At 54.4% G+C, this 16135-nt stretch carries 14 protein-coding genes; 4 read left to right on the top strand and 10 right to left on the bottom strand.

The window, feature by feature from the left end:
• Nucleotides 1-122: 122 nt before the first annotated feature.
• The 4 genes from GV764_RS07175 to GV764_RS07190 all read right to left on the bottom strand — a co-directional run bounded on the left by GV764_RS07175 (nt 123) and on the right by GV764_RS07190 (nt 5260).
• Nucleotides 123-1751, bottom strand: coding sequence for a sulfatase-like hydrolase/transferase (locus GV764_RS07175; RefSeq protein ID WP_161659549.1), 1629 nt, complete (start codon nt 1749-1751; stop codon nt 123-125).
• A gap of 15 nt (nt 1752-1766) precedes the next feature.
• Entirely contained in the window at nt 1767-2738 is a 972-nt protein-coding gene (locus GV764_RS07180) for a glycosyltransferase (RefSeq protein WP_161659550.1), read from the bottom strand.
• 8 nt (nt 2739-2746) lie between these two features.
• Nucleotides 2747-3730: a glycosyltransferase gene (locus GV764_RS07185; RefSeq protein ID WP_161659551.1), complete on the bottom strand. Its 984-nt coding sequence runs from the start codon at nt 3728-3730 to the stop codon at nt 2747-2749.
• Nucleotides 3731-3886: 156 nt separating this feature from the next.
• On the bottom strand, nt 3887-5260 hold the full coding sequence (locus tag GV764_RS07190) for an O-antigen ligase family protein (protein ID WP_201743094.1): 1374 nt from the start codon (nt 5258-5260) through the stop codon (nt 3887-3889).
• A 210-nt stretch (nt 5261-5470) separates the two neighbouring features.
• On the opposite strand from GV764_RS07190, the gene GV764_RS07195 reads away from it, so the two are divergent.
• Entirely contained in the window at nt 5471-6565 is a 1095-nt protein-coding gene (locus GV764_RS07195; RefSeq protein ID WP_161659552.1) for a glycosyltransferase family 4 protein, read from the top strand.
• Here the strand turns inward: GV764_RS07195 and GV764_RS07200 are convergent.
• Genes GV764_RS07200 through rfaD form a run of 5 tightly spaced genes read right to left on the bottom strand, consistent with a single transcriptional unit; the run spans nt 6562 to nt 11756 of the window.
• Nucleotides 6562-7674 carry a glycosyltransferase family 4 protein gene (locus tag GV764_RS07200; protein WP_161659553.1) on the bottom strand — a complete coding sequence of 371 codons (1113 nt, stop codon included), beginning with the start codon at nt 7672-7674 and terminating at the stop codon, nt 6562-6564. The two genes, GV764_RS07195 and GV764_RS07200, sit on opposite strands and share 4 nt — an antisense overlap.
• A complete protein-coding gene (rfaQ, locus tag GV764_RS07205; protein ID WP_161659554.1) occupies nt 7671-8774 on the bottom strand; it encodes a putative lipopolysaccharide heptosyltransferase III in 1104 nt (367 codons plus the stop codon). The genes GV764_RS07200 and rfaQ overlap by 4 nt, the downstream gene beginning before the upstream one ends.
• The gene (gene rfaC / locus GV764_RS07210; RefSeq protein ID WP_161659555.1) at nt 8767-9765 is read right to left on the bottom strand and encodes a lipopolysaccharide heptosyltransferase RfaC; all 999 of its coding nucleotides are present in this window, start codon (nt 9763-9765) and stop codon (nt 8767-8769) included. The genes rfaQ and rfaC overlap by 8 nt, the downstream gene beginning before the upstream one ends.
• A 2-nt stretch (nt 9766-9767) precedes the next feature.
• Nucleotides 9768-10814 (bottom strand): ADP-heptose--LPS heptosyltransferase RfaF, encoded by a 1047-nt coding sequence (rfaF, locus tag GV764_RS07215; RefSeq protein WP_161659556.1) that lies wholly within the window; start codon nt 10812-10814, stop codon nt 9768-9770.
• A 9-nt stretch (nt 10815-10823) separates the two neighbouring features.
• Nucleotides 10824-11756: an ADP-glyceromanno-heptose 6-epimerase gene (rfaD, locus tag GV764_RS07220; protein ID WP_161659557.1), complete on the bottom strand. Its 933-nt coding sequence runs from the start codon at nt 11754-11756 to the stop codon at nt 10824-10826.
• Between the two features lie 229 nt (nt 11757-11985).
• On the opposite strand from rfaD, the gene kbl reads away from it, so the two are divergent.
• The 3 genes from kbl (at nt 11986) to GV764_RS07235 (ending at nt 15180) form a co-directional block, all read left to right on the top strand.
• On the top strand, nt 11986-13182 hold the full coding sequence (kbl, locus tag GV764_RS07225) for a glycine C-acetyltransferase (RefSeq protein ID WP_161659558.1): 1197 nt from the start codon (nt 11986-11988) through the stop codon (nt 13180-13182).
• 9 nt (nt 13183-13191) lie between these two features.
• Nucleotides 13192-14220, top strand: coding sequence for an L-threonine 3-dehydrogenase (gene tdh, locus GV764_RS07230; RefSeq protein WP_161659559.1), 1029 nt, complete (start codon nt 13192-13194; stop codon nt 14218-14220).
• Nucleotides 14221-14370: 150 nt separating this feature from the next.
• Nucleotides 14371-15180, top strand: coding sequence for a glycosyltransferase family 2 protein (locus GV764_RS07235; RefSeq protein WP_161659612.1), 810 nt, complete (start codon nt 14371-14373; stop codon nt 15178-15180).
• Between the two features lie 14 nt (nt 15181-15194).
• On the opposite strand, the gene GV764_RS07240 is transcribed toward GV764_RS07235, so the two are convergent.
• Entirely contained in the window at nt 15195-16133 is a 939-nt protein-coding gene (locus GV764_RS07240) for a divergent polysaccharide deacetylase family protein (protein WP_161659560.1), read from the bottom strand.
• Nucleotides 16134-16135 lie beyond the last annotated feature (2 nt).

Below are 16135 nucleotides of genomic sequence, written 5' to 3' on the forward strand. Positions count from 1 at the left end.
CCGGTTAAAGCTATTGTTTTGGCTTACTACGGGGCGTTTTACCCTTTCAGGGAAAGGGCGGCAAGAAGATTTACTCAATCTGCGGGCAGCCAGCCTGCCCGCAGAAAGGCCAATGAAGAGAATTATTGTGCGGGTAGCGTACTAAGATGGTACGTCACCCGCCCGGACAGGCCGCGAATATCCCCGCCGGTGATGAAATAGGAATCATCTTTTTGGTTGGGGTTCTCCACTGAAAAACCGAGCATTTTGTTAATTAGCGTCGCCAACTGGTAATGGTTGCGAGGCAGATTTGGGCTGATATCGCCGAGACGATAATTTGCGTCGTTGCTGAAATAGATAAACGGAACCTGAGCAATAGGCATCTCGACAATCGAGTGGCCGAACAGACCGCCGTCACCGACGCGTTCACCGTGGTCGGAAGTAATAAACACCAGAACCGGCAGTTTTGATTTTGCCATTGCAGTACGGATCGCAGAAGCCAGCTCCTGGTCGTAATAACGTACCGCGTCGTCGTACTCGTTTTTCTTCTGCTCCACATCGTTGGCCGCCTGCGGCGTCGAGAATTTTGCAAATCCCGGCGGCAGATTGCGTTCATAAGGAATGTGTGGCGCGCGGCTGTTAAGCACCATCAGGAAAGGTTGATTCCAGTCCAGTTTGGCTTTATCAACGGAAGGCGTCAGAACCCGGTCCGCGCCGACTTCCGGCGCCGGGCGAATCTGAGTATCTTCCCACAGGTCGATATTATGAATGCCAATCCAGTTGCTTAGCCCTTCCAGTCCTTGCGCAGAAATAAATGCGGTCTGGTAACCCTGTTTTTTGGCGTTGGCGAACAGATTGGTGGCTTTAGATTTATAAGCGTAGTAGTTATCCGGTTCGCGCAGGTTGTTAACCAACATCGGAATCGCCACGCGAGTTGATACGGCGTTAGAGATAATAAGGTTTGCGCTACCCTGGTACTGCTTCATCAGCGCATTCAGCGCTGGCGTAGTATCACGCTGATAGCCCAGGGCGCTGACATGATGCGGGTTAAGGCTTTCGCCAATCGCCAGAATAATGGAATATTTTCCAGCCTGGTTGCCCGGTATCGGCGTCACTTTATAAGGCTCGTAATGAGCCAGCGTTTGGTTTTCGCCGGAAATCGCTTCCGGGATCAGGCGAATGGCGCTGAAGCTCACGGCAGACAGCCCGTTACGCAGCAGGCTGTGGCGTAAATCCGGGTTGAATTTATACATCTGCCCATCGATTGCCTTGTAGAACTGCCCGGCAAACATCACGACGATAATCAGCAACGAGGGGACAGCCAGCCATTTTTTCCACTGCGGCGCCAGACGGCGCGCGAAGGCCAGCGAAAAGAGGATAGCCACGATTACAATCGCGATGTAAATCCCCAACACGCCCAGGCTGTCACCGATGCCGCTGGCAATATCCCTGGTTTCGACCAGCGCCAGCCAGACTTCGCTGGGGCCATAAAATTGCCCGTAAAAGGTATAATAAGCGGCTTCGGAAACCTGAATGAAGAACGTTATCGCTAACAGCAACCGCGTCAGGAAATAGCGGGAGCTGATGGCTGCCAGCAGCGCGATAATAGCGTATAGCGCCATATCATCTGCTTTTGGACTATATACTTTATCCTTCAGCAGGATACTGATCTCAGAAAACGAGAACAGCACCATAAAAATCAGTGCCAGAACCAGCGTGCGTGCCAGATTACGCCCGAAAGACGCGGGCGCTACAAGAGTGGACGTGGACATACAAAAAACCTTCAGTTAAAACTTCTTGGTCAGTGGACGGATGACCTTGCCAATGCTGAAATGCAGCGCGCGGACAAACTCCGGTTTATTGTGTAATCCTTTACGCCAGATCCCTTCAAATAACTCATACCAACGTGCCGCGACGGCACGGCGTGAATAAAACGCCAGTCTTTTTCTTCCCTGTTCCTGCATCTGCTGATACAGAACGGGATCGTTCTTCAGGCGCATGATGGCGTCGAACGCCTCGTCAGGCGTTTTGGCAATCAGATAATCAAGCTCGCTTTCGCGAATAGCGCGGAAAGAGGGCTCGTCATCGCAAATCATCACGGTTTTACCCAGCCAGCCGTTAATGAGTTTACTGGCGGGTTTGCGCGCCAGCTTATGGTCGTGAGATTTACGAAAACTCAGGCAGACATCCACATTGCGGTAATCGGTCCAGTTATCAAATGAGATACGTAACGTGATGCCTTGATCCGCAAGGCGTTTAATAAACGCGTCGGAACGGAATTCTGGCGGGAAGCTGTCGACACGGCCAAAGTAGGCCACGGTATCAATCGTGCTGTCGGCACGCTCGCGCGGCTGGACGCCCGGTTGCGGCCAGTACGGCACGAACAGGCGATTTTTTAAACCAGCGACTTCCGGATTTTGTTCCACTACGTAATCCGCGCCAATAATTGGCGGACGGTCAGCGCGTGCCACAACGGTCACGCCTTTCCAGGGTTTAACCCGCGATCCGAAATCATCGTTATGCATCAGGTTGATGGCGTCGGAACGGCACTCAGAACCAAAGGAACACTCGATGTCATCGCCATAAAAGTGTTTAAGCGTCAGGGTCGTCTGGAAGGTCCACCCGCCTCGTCCGCCGCAGTAAAAGCGCTCGGGAATGGTATCCGGATTAACGCGCGCATCCAGCAGTGCCTGGAAATCAGGATAATTTTTCGCGATAAAGTCAGCGCGCGAAACCGCATGCAGTTTTAATTTACTCATAGTCTTCGTTAGCTGATTATTTTTTTAAGACGGAAATAACGGCGGCCTAAACGCCAGCGCAGTTTAAACCCACGGGCATTTTTCCAGATCATCGACCAGATGCCGCGATCGAACAGCTCCTGGGTGATCTCGCGTTTTTTCGCCGGATCCTCGATGTTATTGATACTGTGTAAAATACCGAGGCCTTCTTTAGCGATTTGCCAGTGGCAGGAGGGAACGCGCTTCACCTGCTCAGGATAACGACGGTTAATGTCGTTAAGCATCTCAAGGATTTTCATGTAATGGCGTGAGGAGCGCATCCGGGTGTCATCGGTACCCGGCGTATGCGACACCGAAGCCGAATGAATCAGATAATCGTACAGCGCCTCATCCACATATTGTACCCGCTTCGCTGTTAACAGCAGTTCGGTAGTCCAGGGGATATCCTGGTGGCGCAGGCCAGGCTCAAAACGAAAACCATGTTGTTTAATAAAGTCATGGCGATAAATATTCAGCCAGGTGACGTGCAGAAATTTACGCGAGCGCAGTGCCATTTCCAGCCAGACCGGGCCTTCTAATACGCCCGTTGATGACAGTCTGTCTGAAGGGAATATTTTTTTCGCCGGACGCCCGTCATCATAAATATAGGTCCCGTTACAGGTCGCGACGTCCAGATCGTTTTGCAGCGCAATTTCCAGCAGGCGGTTATACATGCCGGGATAGATTACGTCATCGATATCCGGGAATGCCACGTATTGGCCGCGCGCTACTGCCAGACCGGTATTTCGCGCGGCGGAGACGCCGCCGTTTTCCTGGTTCAGAACGGTAAACTCGCTAAATTGCTGAGCGTAACGTTCAATAATGTCCGCCGAGCCATCGGTCGAACCATCATTAACCACAATCAGCTCGACGTGGCTGAGATGCTGGTTTTTGATGCTCTCAAAGAACGTACTGAGAAACTTTTCACCGTTATAAACCGCGATGATCAAACTCAGTTGTGGGCTATCAGACATGCTTGCTCCGTGATTGCCGGGGATTCGCTGTGTGAATGGGTCCGGCGGAATGGCATTTCAACAACGAACGGGGAAAAACGTTCGCCAGACCCGTGCAGACGCCAGTGGGGCTCTATTATCTATGAGTTAATAAAGAAAACCACTGGCGTATGAGTCTTAACGTTGCGGGGGCGGTGAGATCTCCCGGTTGCGCGTCGCGCAAATCCCAACCAGCAGGCCAGTCAGCAACATGTATTGTTCGAGGTAATGGTCTTTTAAATTGTGATCGACCAGGGTGCGAGAGAAGAAGCCGATAGTAAACAGCAACAGGAACAGGCCTGCCATCATGTTTCCATGACGATACTGCTTCCAGCCGGTGTACCAGCACATCAGCAGCAGTACCAGCCACCCGGCGATGCCGGCAATCCCGTTCTGCAAGCCAAACTCGATTAAACCGTAATGGCTGTGAGGAATATTGATGCGCGGATCGTTCAGGTCATTACGCAGAATTTCACGGAACGCTTCTTTACGCGGCCCGATGCCGAAGGGGTGCTCACCCACCAGCTTCCAGCCCTGATGGAAGAAGCTGGCGCGGCAACCGTTGGAATGGTTGATCGGCAAGCCGTCTTCATTGCGTGGGATCGACCCGTCAGTTTTGTTGTAACAGAAGCTGGTAAAGGGCGCGTTCCAGCCAGCGACGGCATCACTTTCCAGCGCCTGCCAGCGGGGGTCGGTTTTCCATGAGGTATAGGCGACAGCCGCTGCGGCTAAAGCGAGAGCGATAAAAATCGCGCCAATTTTCATAATGTTGCCGCGACGCATTTTGTGCAGGCTCAGCAGCAAAAAGGTTGAAAATAAACTGCCTACCAGGCCAATGGTGCCCCAGCGCGTATCGACCAGCGCGGTACAAATCAGGTTCGCTACCAGCATCACAATCAGGAACGAGGTTTTAAGCAGCAAGAAGCGTTTGTGAATCAACGCACGGGCAAGCAGTTCCGCGATCAGAAAGCCGGTAATCATATTGATCTGGAAGCTCATTCGGGTGCGGTTAAACACAATGCGCGTTTCACCCCAGTGAATAATGCCGTCACGCCAGTAAAGCCACACGGTATCCAGCAAATGAATGCAAATTACGCCCCAAAAAAACAGGATGATCAGCGTAAACAGTTTGTTGGCGTCAAAAGAGGCAAACTGTGCCTGGATAGCGGCAACCAGTACGATGCCTGCGCAGAACAGCAATACCGGGCGCACCCACTGGCCGTCCCAGGTGCTGACCATTTCTTTGATATCAGGCGCAACGATCAGGCCGTTAAGTAAAATGAAAAAAGTTAACGCCCAAAGAAACAGCACAATGGGCTTAACTTGCTGCGTATTCAGATGCTGGCGCGCCGTGGGAGACGTAAAGAAAAGACCGAGCGCAAACACAATCACCGGATAAATCAACCCGTTGCGATGGAAAGGCAAAGAGCCGTTGGGAATAGGCCAAACAAAACAGAGCGCTAATATGAAAACCACCAGCGATCCAGTGAAGACGTTACGGGATTTAAGCATAGTTATAACAGCAAGTTAAAAGCTAAGGGTAAGGGGAACATTTCCCTCATTTTGCATGAGAAATATCAATTTTTCCCCTGGAATAACCGCAAAAACGCGAGGCAAATTACCATAGTTACCCCCGCTACAGAAGGATAAAATTTATTAACGCGGCTTATCTCATCGGTATAATTCACAAAACGTTGGCGAATTATCATGAACAGGAATCTTATGCATATTGTTCACACCGAAGCGGACGGCGGTAAAGGCGGTCAGCCGCTGCGTATCATCAATGAGTCCCTGGGCATGCTACAGCGCGGCCACACCGTAACGATCCTGTGCCCTGATGAAGCACCGTTAAATACCCTGGCGCGGGAGGCGGGCTTAACCGTGGTGAATCTACCGTTACGGCGTAAAAATTTGAGCAATTTGTTACTCCTTCGCCGCTGGCTGGCCAGTCACGATGTTGATGTCGTGAACAGCCATAACTCTGCCGATACCTGGTTAGTGGCACTGGCTGCCCTGACGCTTAAAAACCCGCCGCCGCTGGTGCGTACGCGTCACGCTTCCGGCAAGCCGCGCAATAATCGCACCACGCGTTGGCTCTTTGCGAAAGCCTGCGCCCATGTGGTCACTACGGGTGAGGCGCTGCGCCATCAACTGGTCGAGATTGGCGTTCCGTTGAATCACAGCACGTCTGTCCCGAGCGGTGTTGATACCGCACGGTTTAGGCCGGGTGATAAACAGGCAGCGCGCGCGCACTGCGGCCTCAGCCAGCACGACTTCTGGCTGGGCGTCGTTTCACATCTGCGGCCCAATAAGGGGCATAGCGTTTTATTGAAAGCGCTGGCGGCAATTGATAAGCCCGAGATTAAACTCGCCATCGTCGGCGAAGGGCCGCATCGCGCCACGCTGGAACAGGAAATCCTGACCCTGGGCCTTCAGGACCGCGTCGTGATGGCAGGGCATCGCAGCGATCCGCAGGCATGGTTCCCGGCCTTTGATATCGCGCTCAGTCCCTCCCATGATATGGAAGGCGTGCCGCAGGGCGTGTTGCAGTCGTTGGCATCATGCATCGCCACCATCGCCACCGACGCGGGAGGAACAGGTGATGCGGTGATCGACGGGAAAACCGGTTTGCTGGTGGCCCAGCAGGATGCGGTTGCCCTGAAAAACGCGATTTTGACGCTCTGGCAGGATGAGGCTCTGCGTGAGCGCCTGGCGCAGCAGGGTTATGATTATCTGAACAACCATTTTACCCGCGAATGTATGCTGCGTGATATGGAGCGGGTGTTTACCCGCGCGGTGGAACAAGCCGGGCGTTAACGGCCCAGCAAGCTGCGATAAAGCGACTGGAGTTCTGATGCCATGCGCTCAAGCGTATAAGGCTCGGCGGTCCGGCGTGCGTTGGCCGCGTAGTCCAACCCTGCCATTCGTCCGGCAAGCCATTGGCTAATGGCTTGCTGATAGCCTGTCACATCCAGGGCATCGCGAACCCAGCCGTTTTCACCTTCTTTTATCCATTCCGCTGCGCCGCACTGATGACTGGTCATCAGCGGCAGCCCGCAGGCCAGCGCTTCAACGCATACATTGGGAAAAGGGTCGTACAGCGTCGGTAGGATCAAAGCATCAGCCGTGCCGTAGACCTGGAGGATATTATCCACGGGACCGAGGAACTTCACGCGTCCGGCAATACCCAGCCGTTCAGCCTGGGCGACAAATTTACGGGCCTGTTTATCCCGTCCAGCAATCAATAGCCAGACGTCAGGATGGGCAGCCACCGCATTCAACGCGACCGCGACGCCTTTGCGGGTAAAACCGGAACCCACATACGCCAACACCGGCGCGTTTTGCGGAATACCCAGCTTATCCCGCAAGTTATTTTCGCGTACCGAGGGATGAAAGACCGAGGTATCGACGCCGTTATAAATCACCGTGAGCTTTTCCGGCCCCAGACCAAAGCGTCGGGCAATGTCGTCCCGCACCATCGCCGAGTTACAAATCACGTTACGCAACGCCGGATGAGTAAACATGTCGCGTTCAGCCTGCAAAATGTAGCGGTGATAAGCACTGAATGATTGCGCCCAGCGTTTTATGGGCGACAGGATCCGGCTGTACTGCTCAAGCCATGTCGCATGTACGCCGTCTCCCGCGCGGAAAACCGATGCGCCGGGAATGCGTTCATGAGATTGCACCAGATCGAATGCGGAAAAATGACGCGCAGCTTCTTTCGCGAACCCGGCTTCTCTGGCCTGCCGGTTGCGAAACGGCGGATTAACGGTCAGGGTATGCCAGCCAGCGGCATTTTCCCACTGGCGGGCAATCAGCGTGACGTCCAGTTCGCTGTCCTGCGCCAGCACGTTTAGCGCTCTGGATACAAAACGCTCGGCCCCGCCGTTAGGGTTGTACGTCTGGCGAACAATGGCGAGTTTCATGAGGGGTTTTCCAGCAGCATGGTATCAATGGCGCTTAACACCTGTTGCGGGGTAATCGACATGATGCAGTCGGATATCTGGCTGCCGCCGCAGCCGTCTTTACCGCACGGTTCACAGGTAAAACCGCCGCGTATTACGCGATGGGGTACGCCCCAGGGCGCCCATTTGATCGATCCTGTGGGGCCGAAAATCGCGACGGTTGGCGTGCCGACGGCGCTGGCCAGATGCATCGGCATCGAGTCCACTCCAAAATAAACCCGGGCGTTTCTCATTAACGCGCCCAGCTGTTTCAGGTTCAACTGGCCGCTAAGGTCACAGACCGGCTGGGTAAGGGCGGCGCGCAGCTTATCCATATAGTCGGTTTCTTCGCGAGAAGGTGCAGCGGAAAGAATAATCGGCAAACCACGCTGCGCCAGCGTATCAATGGTTTCTGCCAGCCTTTCGATACTCCAGGATTTAAACATCCAGCGCGACGTGGGGTGTACCAGGATATAACTGCCAGGCGCAACGCCTAAATCCGCCAGCCGCTGGGCAATAAATTGCTCCGCCTCGTCGCCAGGGATAAACAGGGTTCTTTTATCTTCAACTGAGGCCGGATGGATCCCAATGCGCCTGAGCGCATCCAGATTAACCTCCACCATATGGCGGGTGTTGTCCTGAATCGCCGGGTATAACGTGGTAAAGGATTTAATCCAGCGTTTACGGGCAAAGCCGCCGCGCTTATCAGGGCGAAAACCTACCGAAACGCGTGGCTTCAGCAAACGGGCCAGCCGTGCGCCATGCCAGTGTTCGGTGAGATTGATTAGCACATCGTAGCGGCGCGCCTTGAGGGTTTTATACAAGGCGTAATAGAGCCGTAACTGGGCAAACACATTCTGCTTACGCCAGTTTCTGCCGATGGTGTGAACCTGGCTAATACAGGGATGGCTGGTCAGCATTGACTGGGTGTCATCATACACCAGGGCGTCAATCTCTGCGTCCGGGTACGCATGCTTAAACACCGTAAAGCAGGGAGAGGTCAGTAACACATCGCCATGGTGACGGAGCTTGATGAGTAAAACCCGTCCGGGCGGTTTGTCAGGCGTAAAAAATTCAGACATGTGAGTTCTCAGACGCGGGCGCAACCCCATCGATTAATGGACGCAATTTTGCAAAGACATCAGCGGCGGCCAGCGCGGCCAGCGAGCTGGAATCTACAGGCCGGCAGATAAACTGGTTTTTACCATAACCGCCGATCAAACCCGGATCGGTAGGCCCGTACAGGGTGATATTTGGCCGATCCAGCGCCGCCGTAAGATGGCTTAAGCCGGTATCCACGGACACCACGCCGCTGGCGCCCGCCAGAACGTTAGCCACTTGCTCAAGACTGAGTCGCGGCAAGACTTCAACATTGTCGAAGCCTTCCGCGAGACGCAAGGCGCGGGCTTCTTCGTGCGGCGCGCCCCAGGGCAATTTGATGTTAAGCCCGGTTCCCGCCATCAGATTGATTAACTCGCGCCAGTGGGCTTCCGGCCAGTGTTTATCATCGCGGGTTGTCGCGTGAAGAAACACCAGATACGGCGGCTGATTTTGCGGATCGGCGAGAAAATGTTGGGCAATGGCGTAGTCGCCGGTTTGCGCGGGGCGGGTATAGCCCAGACTCTTCGCAAACAATTCCCGGGTACGCTCAACGGCGTGCTGCTGTTTAGCGACAGCGTGACGGCGGTTATAAAACAGCGACGCCAGGGGTTCGCGCGCGCTGTTCCAGTCCATTCCATGCTTAATACCCTGCGCCAGACGAGTCACCAGCGCAGCGCTTTTTACCAGGCCCTGGGCGTCAATCACTGCGTCATAGCGCACGGCGGTAAGGAGTTTGCGAAACGTCTCTCTTTCTGCCCGGATATCGGATGAGAACCAGGCTTTACGCCAGCGGCGGATCGCCACGGGAATGACGCGATCGACAGCGGGATGCCAACCAGGGATCTGAACGAATCCCTCCTCAACGACCCAGTCGAACCGGATCCCCGGGATGGCCTGCATGGCGTCGGTCAGGGCCGGGAGAGTATGCAGCACATCCCCCATCGAAGAGGTTTTAACAATCAACACCCGCATGGTTAATTTTCCTGATTAGCCAACAGGCTGGATAACTCATCGTTTACCCGCTCAGGGGTAATATCGATGAGACTTTGATGATAGCCTTGTTCACCCTCGCCCTTACGTACCTTGTGGTAACCGGTAATCAGACGGATCACGCGCGCTTTATGGGACAGCGGCGGCGTGAAGTCGGGGCTGCTCGGGCCATACAGCGCCACCAGCGGGCGATCCAACGCGGCGGCGATGTGCATCAAACCCGAATCGTTGGATACCACGGCCTCACAGGCGGCAATCAGCACCACCGCTTGCTCCAGCGCGGTTTCCCCGGCCAGATTGCGGCACCACGGCTGCTGCTCTTCCGGCAGCGCAGCGATGATCTGGTTGCCTGCATCGTGATCTTTTGCGGAACCGAACAGCGCGATTTGATAGCCCTGGGCGATCAGTTTTTCCGCCAGCGCGGCGTAGTGATAATGCGGCCAGCGCTTCGCCGGGCCGAATTCCGCGCCGGGGCAAAAGCCCATCACGGGCCGTTCATCGGAGAGCCTGAACGTGGCGCACATCTGCTGTTTTTCCGCTTCGCTCACCTGCAAACGCGGCCACAACAGCGGTTGTGGCAAATCACGCGCCGACTGCATTACGCCTTTGTCATAGGCCAGCGCTACATAGCGTTCGACCATCAGCGGCCAGGCGGCTTTATCCAGCACGCGCGCATCGTTCAGCAGGCCGTAACGCATCTCGCCGCGCCAGCCGGTGCGCTGAGGGATATTGGCGAAGAAGGGCACTAAGGCGGATTTAAACGAGTTTGGCAGCACGTAGGCGCGGTCATAGCGGCGATCGCGCAGGCTAAGGCCAAGTTTGCGGCGTTCGCCAATTTCCAGCGCCCCATGGCCAAGCGGCATCGGGATCGCCTCGTTGACTTCCGGCATCCGCGATAACAGCGGACGGCACCACGCAGGTGCCATCACGTCGATAATCGCCTCGGGATAGCGCGCCTTGAGCGTGCGATAGAGACTTTGCGACATCATCATGTCGCCCACCCAGGACGGACCGATCACCAATATTTTCATACGGGCAACTTACGCGTCGCGGTTCAGCCAGGCCATATATTCCGCCACGCCTTCGGCGACGGTCTTGAACGGCTTATCGTAGCCAGCGGCGCGCAGGTTGGTCAGGTCTGCCTGTGTAAACGCCTGGTAGCGGCCTTTCAGTTTTTCCGGGAATGGGATGTATTCGAGGCTGCCTTTCTGATGGTATGCCAGCGCGGCATCGGCCACGGCCTGGAAGGATTCCGCACGGCCAGTGCCGAGGTTGAAAATCCCGGATACGCCGTTTTCCCAGAACCACAGGTTGACCGCCGCCACGTCGCCTACGTAGACGAAATCACGCTTGAACCCGTCGCTGCCTTCAAACAGTTTCGGGCTCTCGCCGTTGTTCAGTTGGGTGTTCAGATGAAACGCCACGCTCGCCATGCTGCCTTTATGGCCTTCACGCGGTCCGTAGACGTTGAAATAGCGGAACCCGACGATTTGTGAGTTGGCTTCCGGCAGGATCTGGCGCACATATTCGTCGAACAGGAATTTGGAGTAACCGTAAACATTCAGCGGTTTCTCATATTCGCGGGACTCGATAAAGTCAGAGGTGCGTCCGCCGTAGGTGGCGGCAGAAGAGGCATACAGGAACGGGATTTCACGCTCCAGGCAGTAATGCAGCACCTCTTTGGAGTACTGATAATTGTTATCCATCATGTACTTGCCGTCCCACTCGGTGGTGGAAGAGCATGCGCCTTCGTGGAAAATGGCCTCGATATCGCCAAACTCTTCACCCGCCATAATCTGGATAAGGAAGTCCTCTTTATCCATGTAATCAGAGATAGTCAGGTCAACCAGATTAACGAATTTGGTGCCATCTTTAAGGTTATCGACCACCAGAATGTCGGTGATGCCCTTGTCGTTCAACGCTTTAACAATGTTGCTGCCGATAAATCCAGCGCCGCCGGTAACAATGATCATACGTATAACCTTTAAAAAAGTAGGGCCATGAGACTATCTCAGGCGCGAATATGGGTAATCATACCACCACATCGGCTGCCCTTCAGCCTCAGACCTCCAGGCCGTCTGCGAAGTTTGTTTCACAGACGTGATTTATGCTGCAAAACGCGCATTCAGCCAATCGTCATCTCGTATCAAATGATTAGTTTGGGTAATATGTGCCGAAATTTGCCCAGCCTGGAGAATTGCAATGCGAGGGGATTTTTACCAACAGTTGAATGCCGACCTGGAAACCGCACGTGCGGAAGGGTTGTATAAAGAAGAGCGTATCATCACATCGGCTCAGCAGGCCGATATCACCGTCGCCGACGGTAGCCACGTTATCAACTTCTGCGCCAATAACTACCTCGGTCTTGCTAACCATCCCGAACTGATCGCTGCCGCCAAACAGGGCATGGACAGCCACGGTTTCGGCATGGCTTCGGTGCGCTTTATCTGCGGCACCCAGGACACGCACAAGCAGCTGGAGCAAAAGCTGGCTGACTTCCTCGGCATGGAAGACGCCATTCTCTACTCTTCCTGCTTCGACGCTAACGGCGGGTTATTCGAAACCCTGCTGGGCGCAGAAGACGCCATTATCTCCGATGCGCTGAACCATGCATCGATCATTGACGGCGTGCGTCTGTGTAAAGCAAAGCGTTTCCGCTATGCCAATAACGATATGCAGGAGCTGGAAGCGCGTCTGAAAGAAGCGCGTGAAGCCGGTGCGCGTCACGTGCTGATCGCCACCGACGGCGTGTTCTCAATGGATGGCGTGATCGCCAACCTGAAAGGCGTATGCGATCTGGCGGATAAATATGATGCGCTGGTAATGGTCGACGATTCTCACGCGGTGGGCTTTGTCGGCGCACACGGTCGCGGCACCCATGAATACTGTGACGTGATGGGCCGGGTCGACATCATCACCGGTACGCTCGGCAAGGCGCTGGGCGGCGCGTCTGGCGGTTATACCGCAGCGCGTAAAGAAGTCGTTGAGTGGCTGCGCCAGCGTTCCCGTCCGTATCTGTTCTCCAACTCTCTGGCCCCGGCGATTGTTTCCGCCTCTATCAAAGTGCTGGAAATGCTGGCCGAAGGCGATGCGCTGCGCGACAAGCTGTGGGCCAACGCGCGCCTGTTCCGCGAAAAAATGACCGCGGCCGGTTTCACCCTGGCGGGTGCTGACCACGCCATCATTCCGGTGATGCTGGGCGATGCGGTTGTGGCGCAGAATTTTGCCCGTGAACTGCAAAAAGAGGGGATTTACGTCACCGGTTTCTTCTACCCGGTGGTGCCGAAAGGGCAGGCGCGTATCCGTACTCAAATGTCTGCCGCGCACAGCACCGAGCAGATTGAGCGGGCGATCGACGCCTTTATTCGTATCGGTAAACAGTTAGGCGTGATTGCCTGAGGATAAGACATGAAAGCATTATCGAAGCTGAAAGCGGAAGAAGGCATCTGGATGGTTAACGATGCCCCCGAGCCGGAAGTGGGTCATAACGATCTGTTAATCAAAATCCGCAAAACGGCTATCTGCGGTACCGATGTGCATATTTATAACTGGGACGAGTGGTCGCAAAAAACCATTCCCGTACCGATGATTGTCGGTCACGAATACGTGGGTGAAGTGGTTGGCATCGGCCAGGAAGTGAAAGGCTTTAAGATTGGCGACCGCGTTTCCGGCGAAGGGCACATTACCTGCGGGCATTGCCGCAACTGCCGTGGCGGCCGCACTCACTTGTGCCGCAACACCATCGGCGTGGGCGTCAACCGTCAGGGCTGTTTCGCCGAGTATCTGGTACTGCCTGCGTTTAACGCGTTTAAAATCCCCGACAACATTCCGGATGAATTAGCGTCTATTTTCGACCCGTTCGGCAATGCGGTGCACACTGCGCTGTCGTTCGATCTGGTTGGCGAAGACGTGCTGGTATCCGGCGCTGGCCCCATCGGCATTATGGCGGCGGCAGTGGCGAAACACGTTGGCGCGCGCCACGTGGTGATCACGGACGTTAACGAATATCGTCTTGAGCTGGCTCGCAAAATGGGCGTCACCCGCGCGGTGAACGTGTCCAGAGAGAACCTGCATGACGTGATGAACGAGCTGGGAATGACCGAAGGGTTCGACGTGGGCCTGGAAATGTCCGGCGCGCCGCCGGCGTTCCGCGCCATGCTGGATACCATGAACCACGGCGGACGCATCGCCATGCTGGGTATACCACCTTCAGATATGTCCATCGACTGGAACAAAGTGATCTTCAAAGGTCTGTTCATTAAAGGCATCTATGGCCGCGAAATGTTCGAGACCTGGTATAAGATGGCTGCGCTGATCCAGTCCGGGCTTGACCTGTCCCCTATCATCACCCACCGCTTTACTATTGATGATTTCCAGAAAGGCTTTGACGCCATGCGTTCAGGCCAGTCCGGCAAAGTTATTCTTAGCTGGGATTAAAAATAAAGCGCCTACGGGCGCTTTTTTCTTATGCCAATTTCTGTAATATTCTTTTTGTCGAAAAACCTTTTAAAAATCAGGCAAAAATCGCCTTTTATTTTTGCTTGATCCTCTATGGTTAACAGGGTTCCATCAGACAGAGTCAGAATGATGTTTACACTCTCAGTTTGTTTATTGACGCATAATTCCGCGCGCTTATTACGTGAAGTTTTGCCGCCCCTTATTGCCGTGGCGGATGAAATGGTCGTGGTGGATTCCGGCAGCACAGATGAGACGCTGGAAATTTGCCGTGAATTCGGCATTACGCCTTTTTATCACCCCTATTCAATGCATGGAATGCAGATGAATGTCGCGATTGAGCGCGCCGGGAATGATTGGGTGCTGTGCATGGACAGCGATGAAATTCTGGATGAGCAAACCGTCAATTTCATTCTGGCTCTGAAAGCGGGCGAAGAGCCCGCTAAAAATAAAGCCTGGCGTTTGCCGCGCTACTGGTATGTCTTAGGCGAACAAGTCAACACGCTTTATCCGGTTTCATCGCCAGACTACCCGGTACGATTGTTCAATCGCCAGAATGCGCGTTTTAATCTGCGCCCGGTGGATGATAAAGTTGAGGGGAATATTCAAAGTGAAAAGATGCCGGGGCATGTTCGGCATGACACGTTTTATACTCTCCATGAAGTCTTTAATAAGCTGAATAGCTATACCACCCGGCTGGTAAAATATTCTCCCGTCCAGCCTTCAATTATGCGTGGCATCATTAGCGCGATTGGCGCCTTCTTTAAATGGTATTTATTTAGCGGTGCCTGGCGGCAGGGGCGTGTCGGCGCGGTTACCGGGCTCTATGCCACGCTTTACAGTTTTCTTAAGTATTTTAAATCCTGGTATCAGCATCCCCATACCAGGCAATTAAAGTCTGAACAGGATGTCGATAGCCAGACCCGCTCCCTGCAAAAATAACCCGCCTGGGCGGGTTATTTTATCGCTGGCGTCTTCCACCCCTGCCATTGATTGACGATGTACTTCGCCATTCCGCTCTGGCTGATACTTTCACCAATCACCGAGAAATAACGCGTCGCATAGACCGGTTCAGGCAGTTTTTTGCTGTTGCAGAACTTCACGCCCTGGAACGGATTACGCGGCGTGTTCGATGGCGGCGGCGTCAGGTTCGGCGTCGAGGTATCGGTTTGCGGCTCATTCAGCAGGCTGCCCGGCCGTACCAGCGTGATATCCGCAGGCAGGCTATACACCATCTGCTGCAACACGCGCACGGTGGAAGGATGAGGGTGCCCGATAGCAATGGCAGAGCCGTTGCGCCGCGCCAGCGCAACCGCACGGTTAAACTGCGCGCGAATATCGGCTTCGTTTTGGGTGTCGTCGAGAAACACTTTGCGCTTAATCACTTTCACGCTAGTGCCTGCCGCCGCACGCATCGCCTGGCTGTTGCCAATGGTCATGCTGTCGAGAAAATAGAGATTATAACGCCCGAGCGCCTGCATCACTTTTTGCATGCCGAACAGGCTGGAAGTCATGGCGCTGCCCATGTGGTTATTCAGGCCCACCGCATGCGGCACTTTACTCACCGCATCACGGATGATGCGCTCAATTTCATCACTGCTCATTTCCGGGCGCAGCGTGTCTTTTTCCAGCGGCTGTTTGCTGAGCGGCGCCATCGGTAGATGGATTAATACTTCATGGCCGCTGTTGTGGGCTTTGACAGCCATTTCCCGGGCGTGCGGCGCATTCGGCAGAACGGCGACGGAAATCGCGGGGGGCATAGCCAGGATCTGGTTTTCGGTTTGTGGGCGATAACCAAAGTCATCAATCACTATCGCCAGTTTGCCCGCCATGGCCGGAGTGAATACCGCCAGACTGGCGGCAAGTGAAAGCAGTAATCGTCGAAATTGAAGCAAAA

This window comes from Atlantibacter hermannii (assembly GCF_009907385.1).
GTDB lineage: Bacteria > Pseudomonadota > Gammaproteobacteria > Enterobacterales > Enterobacteriaceae > Atlantibacter > Atlantibacter hermannii_A.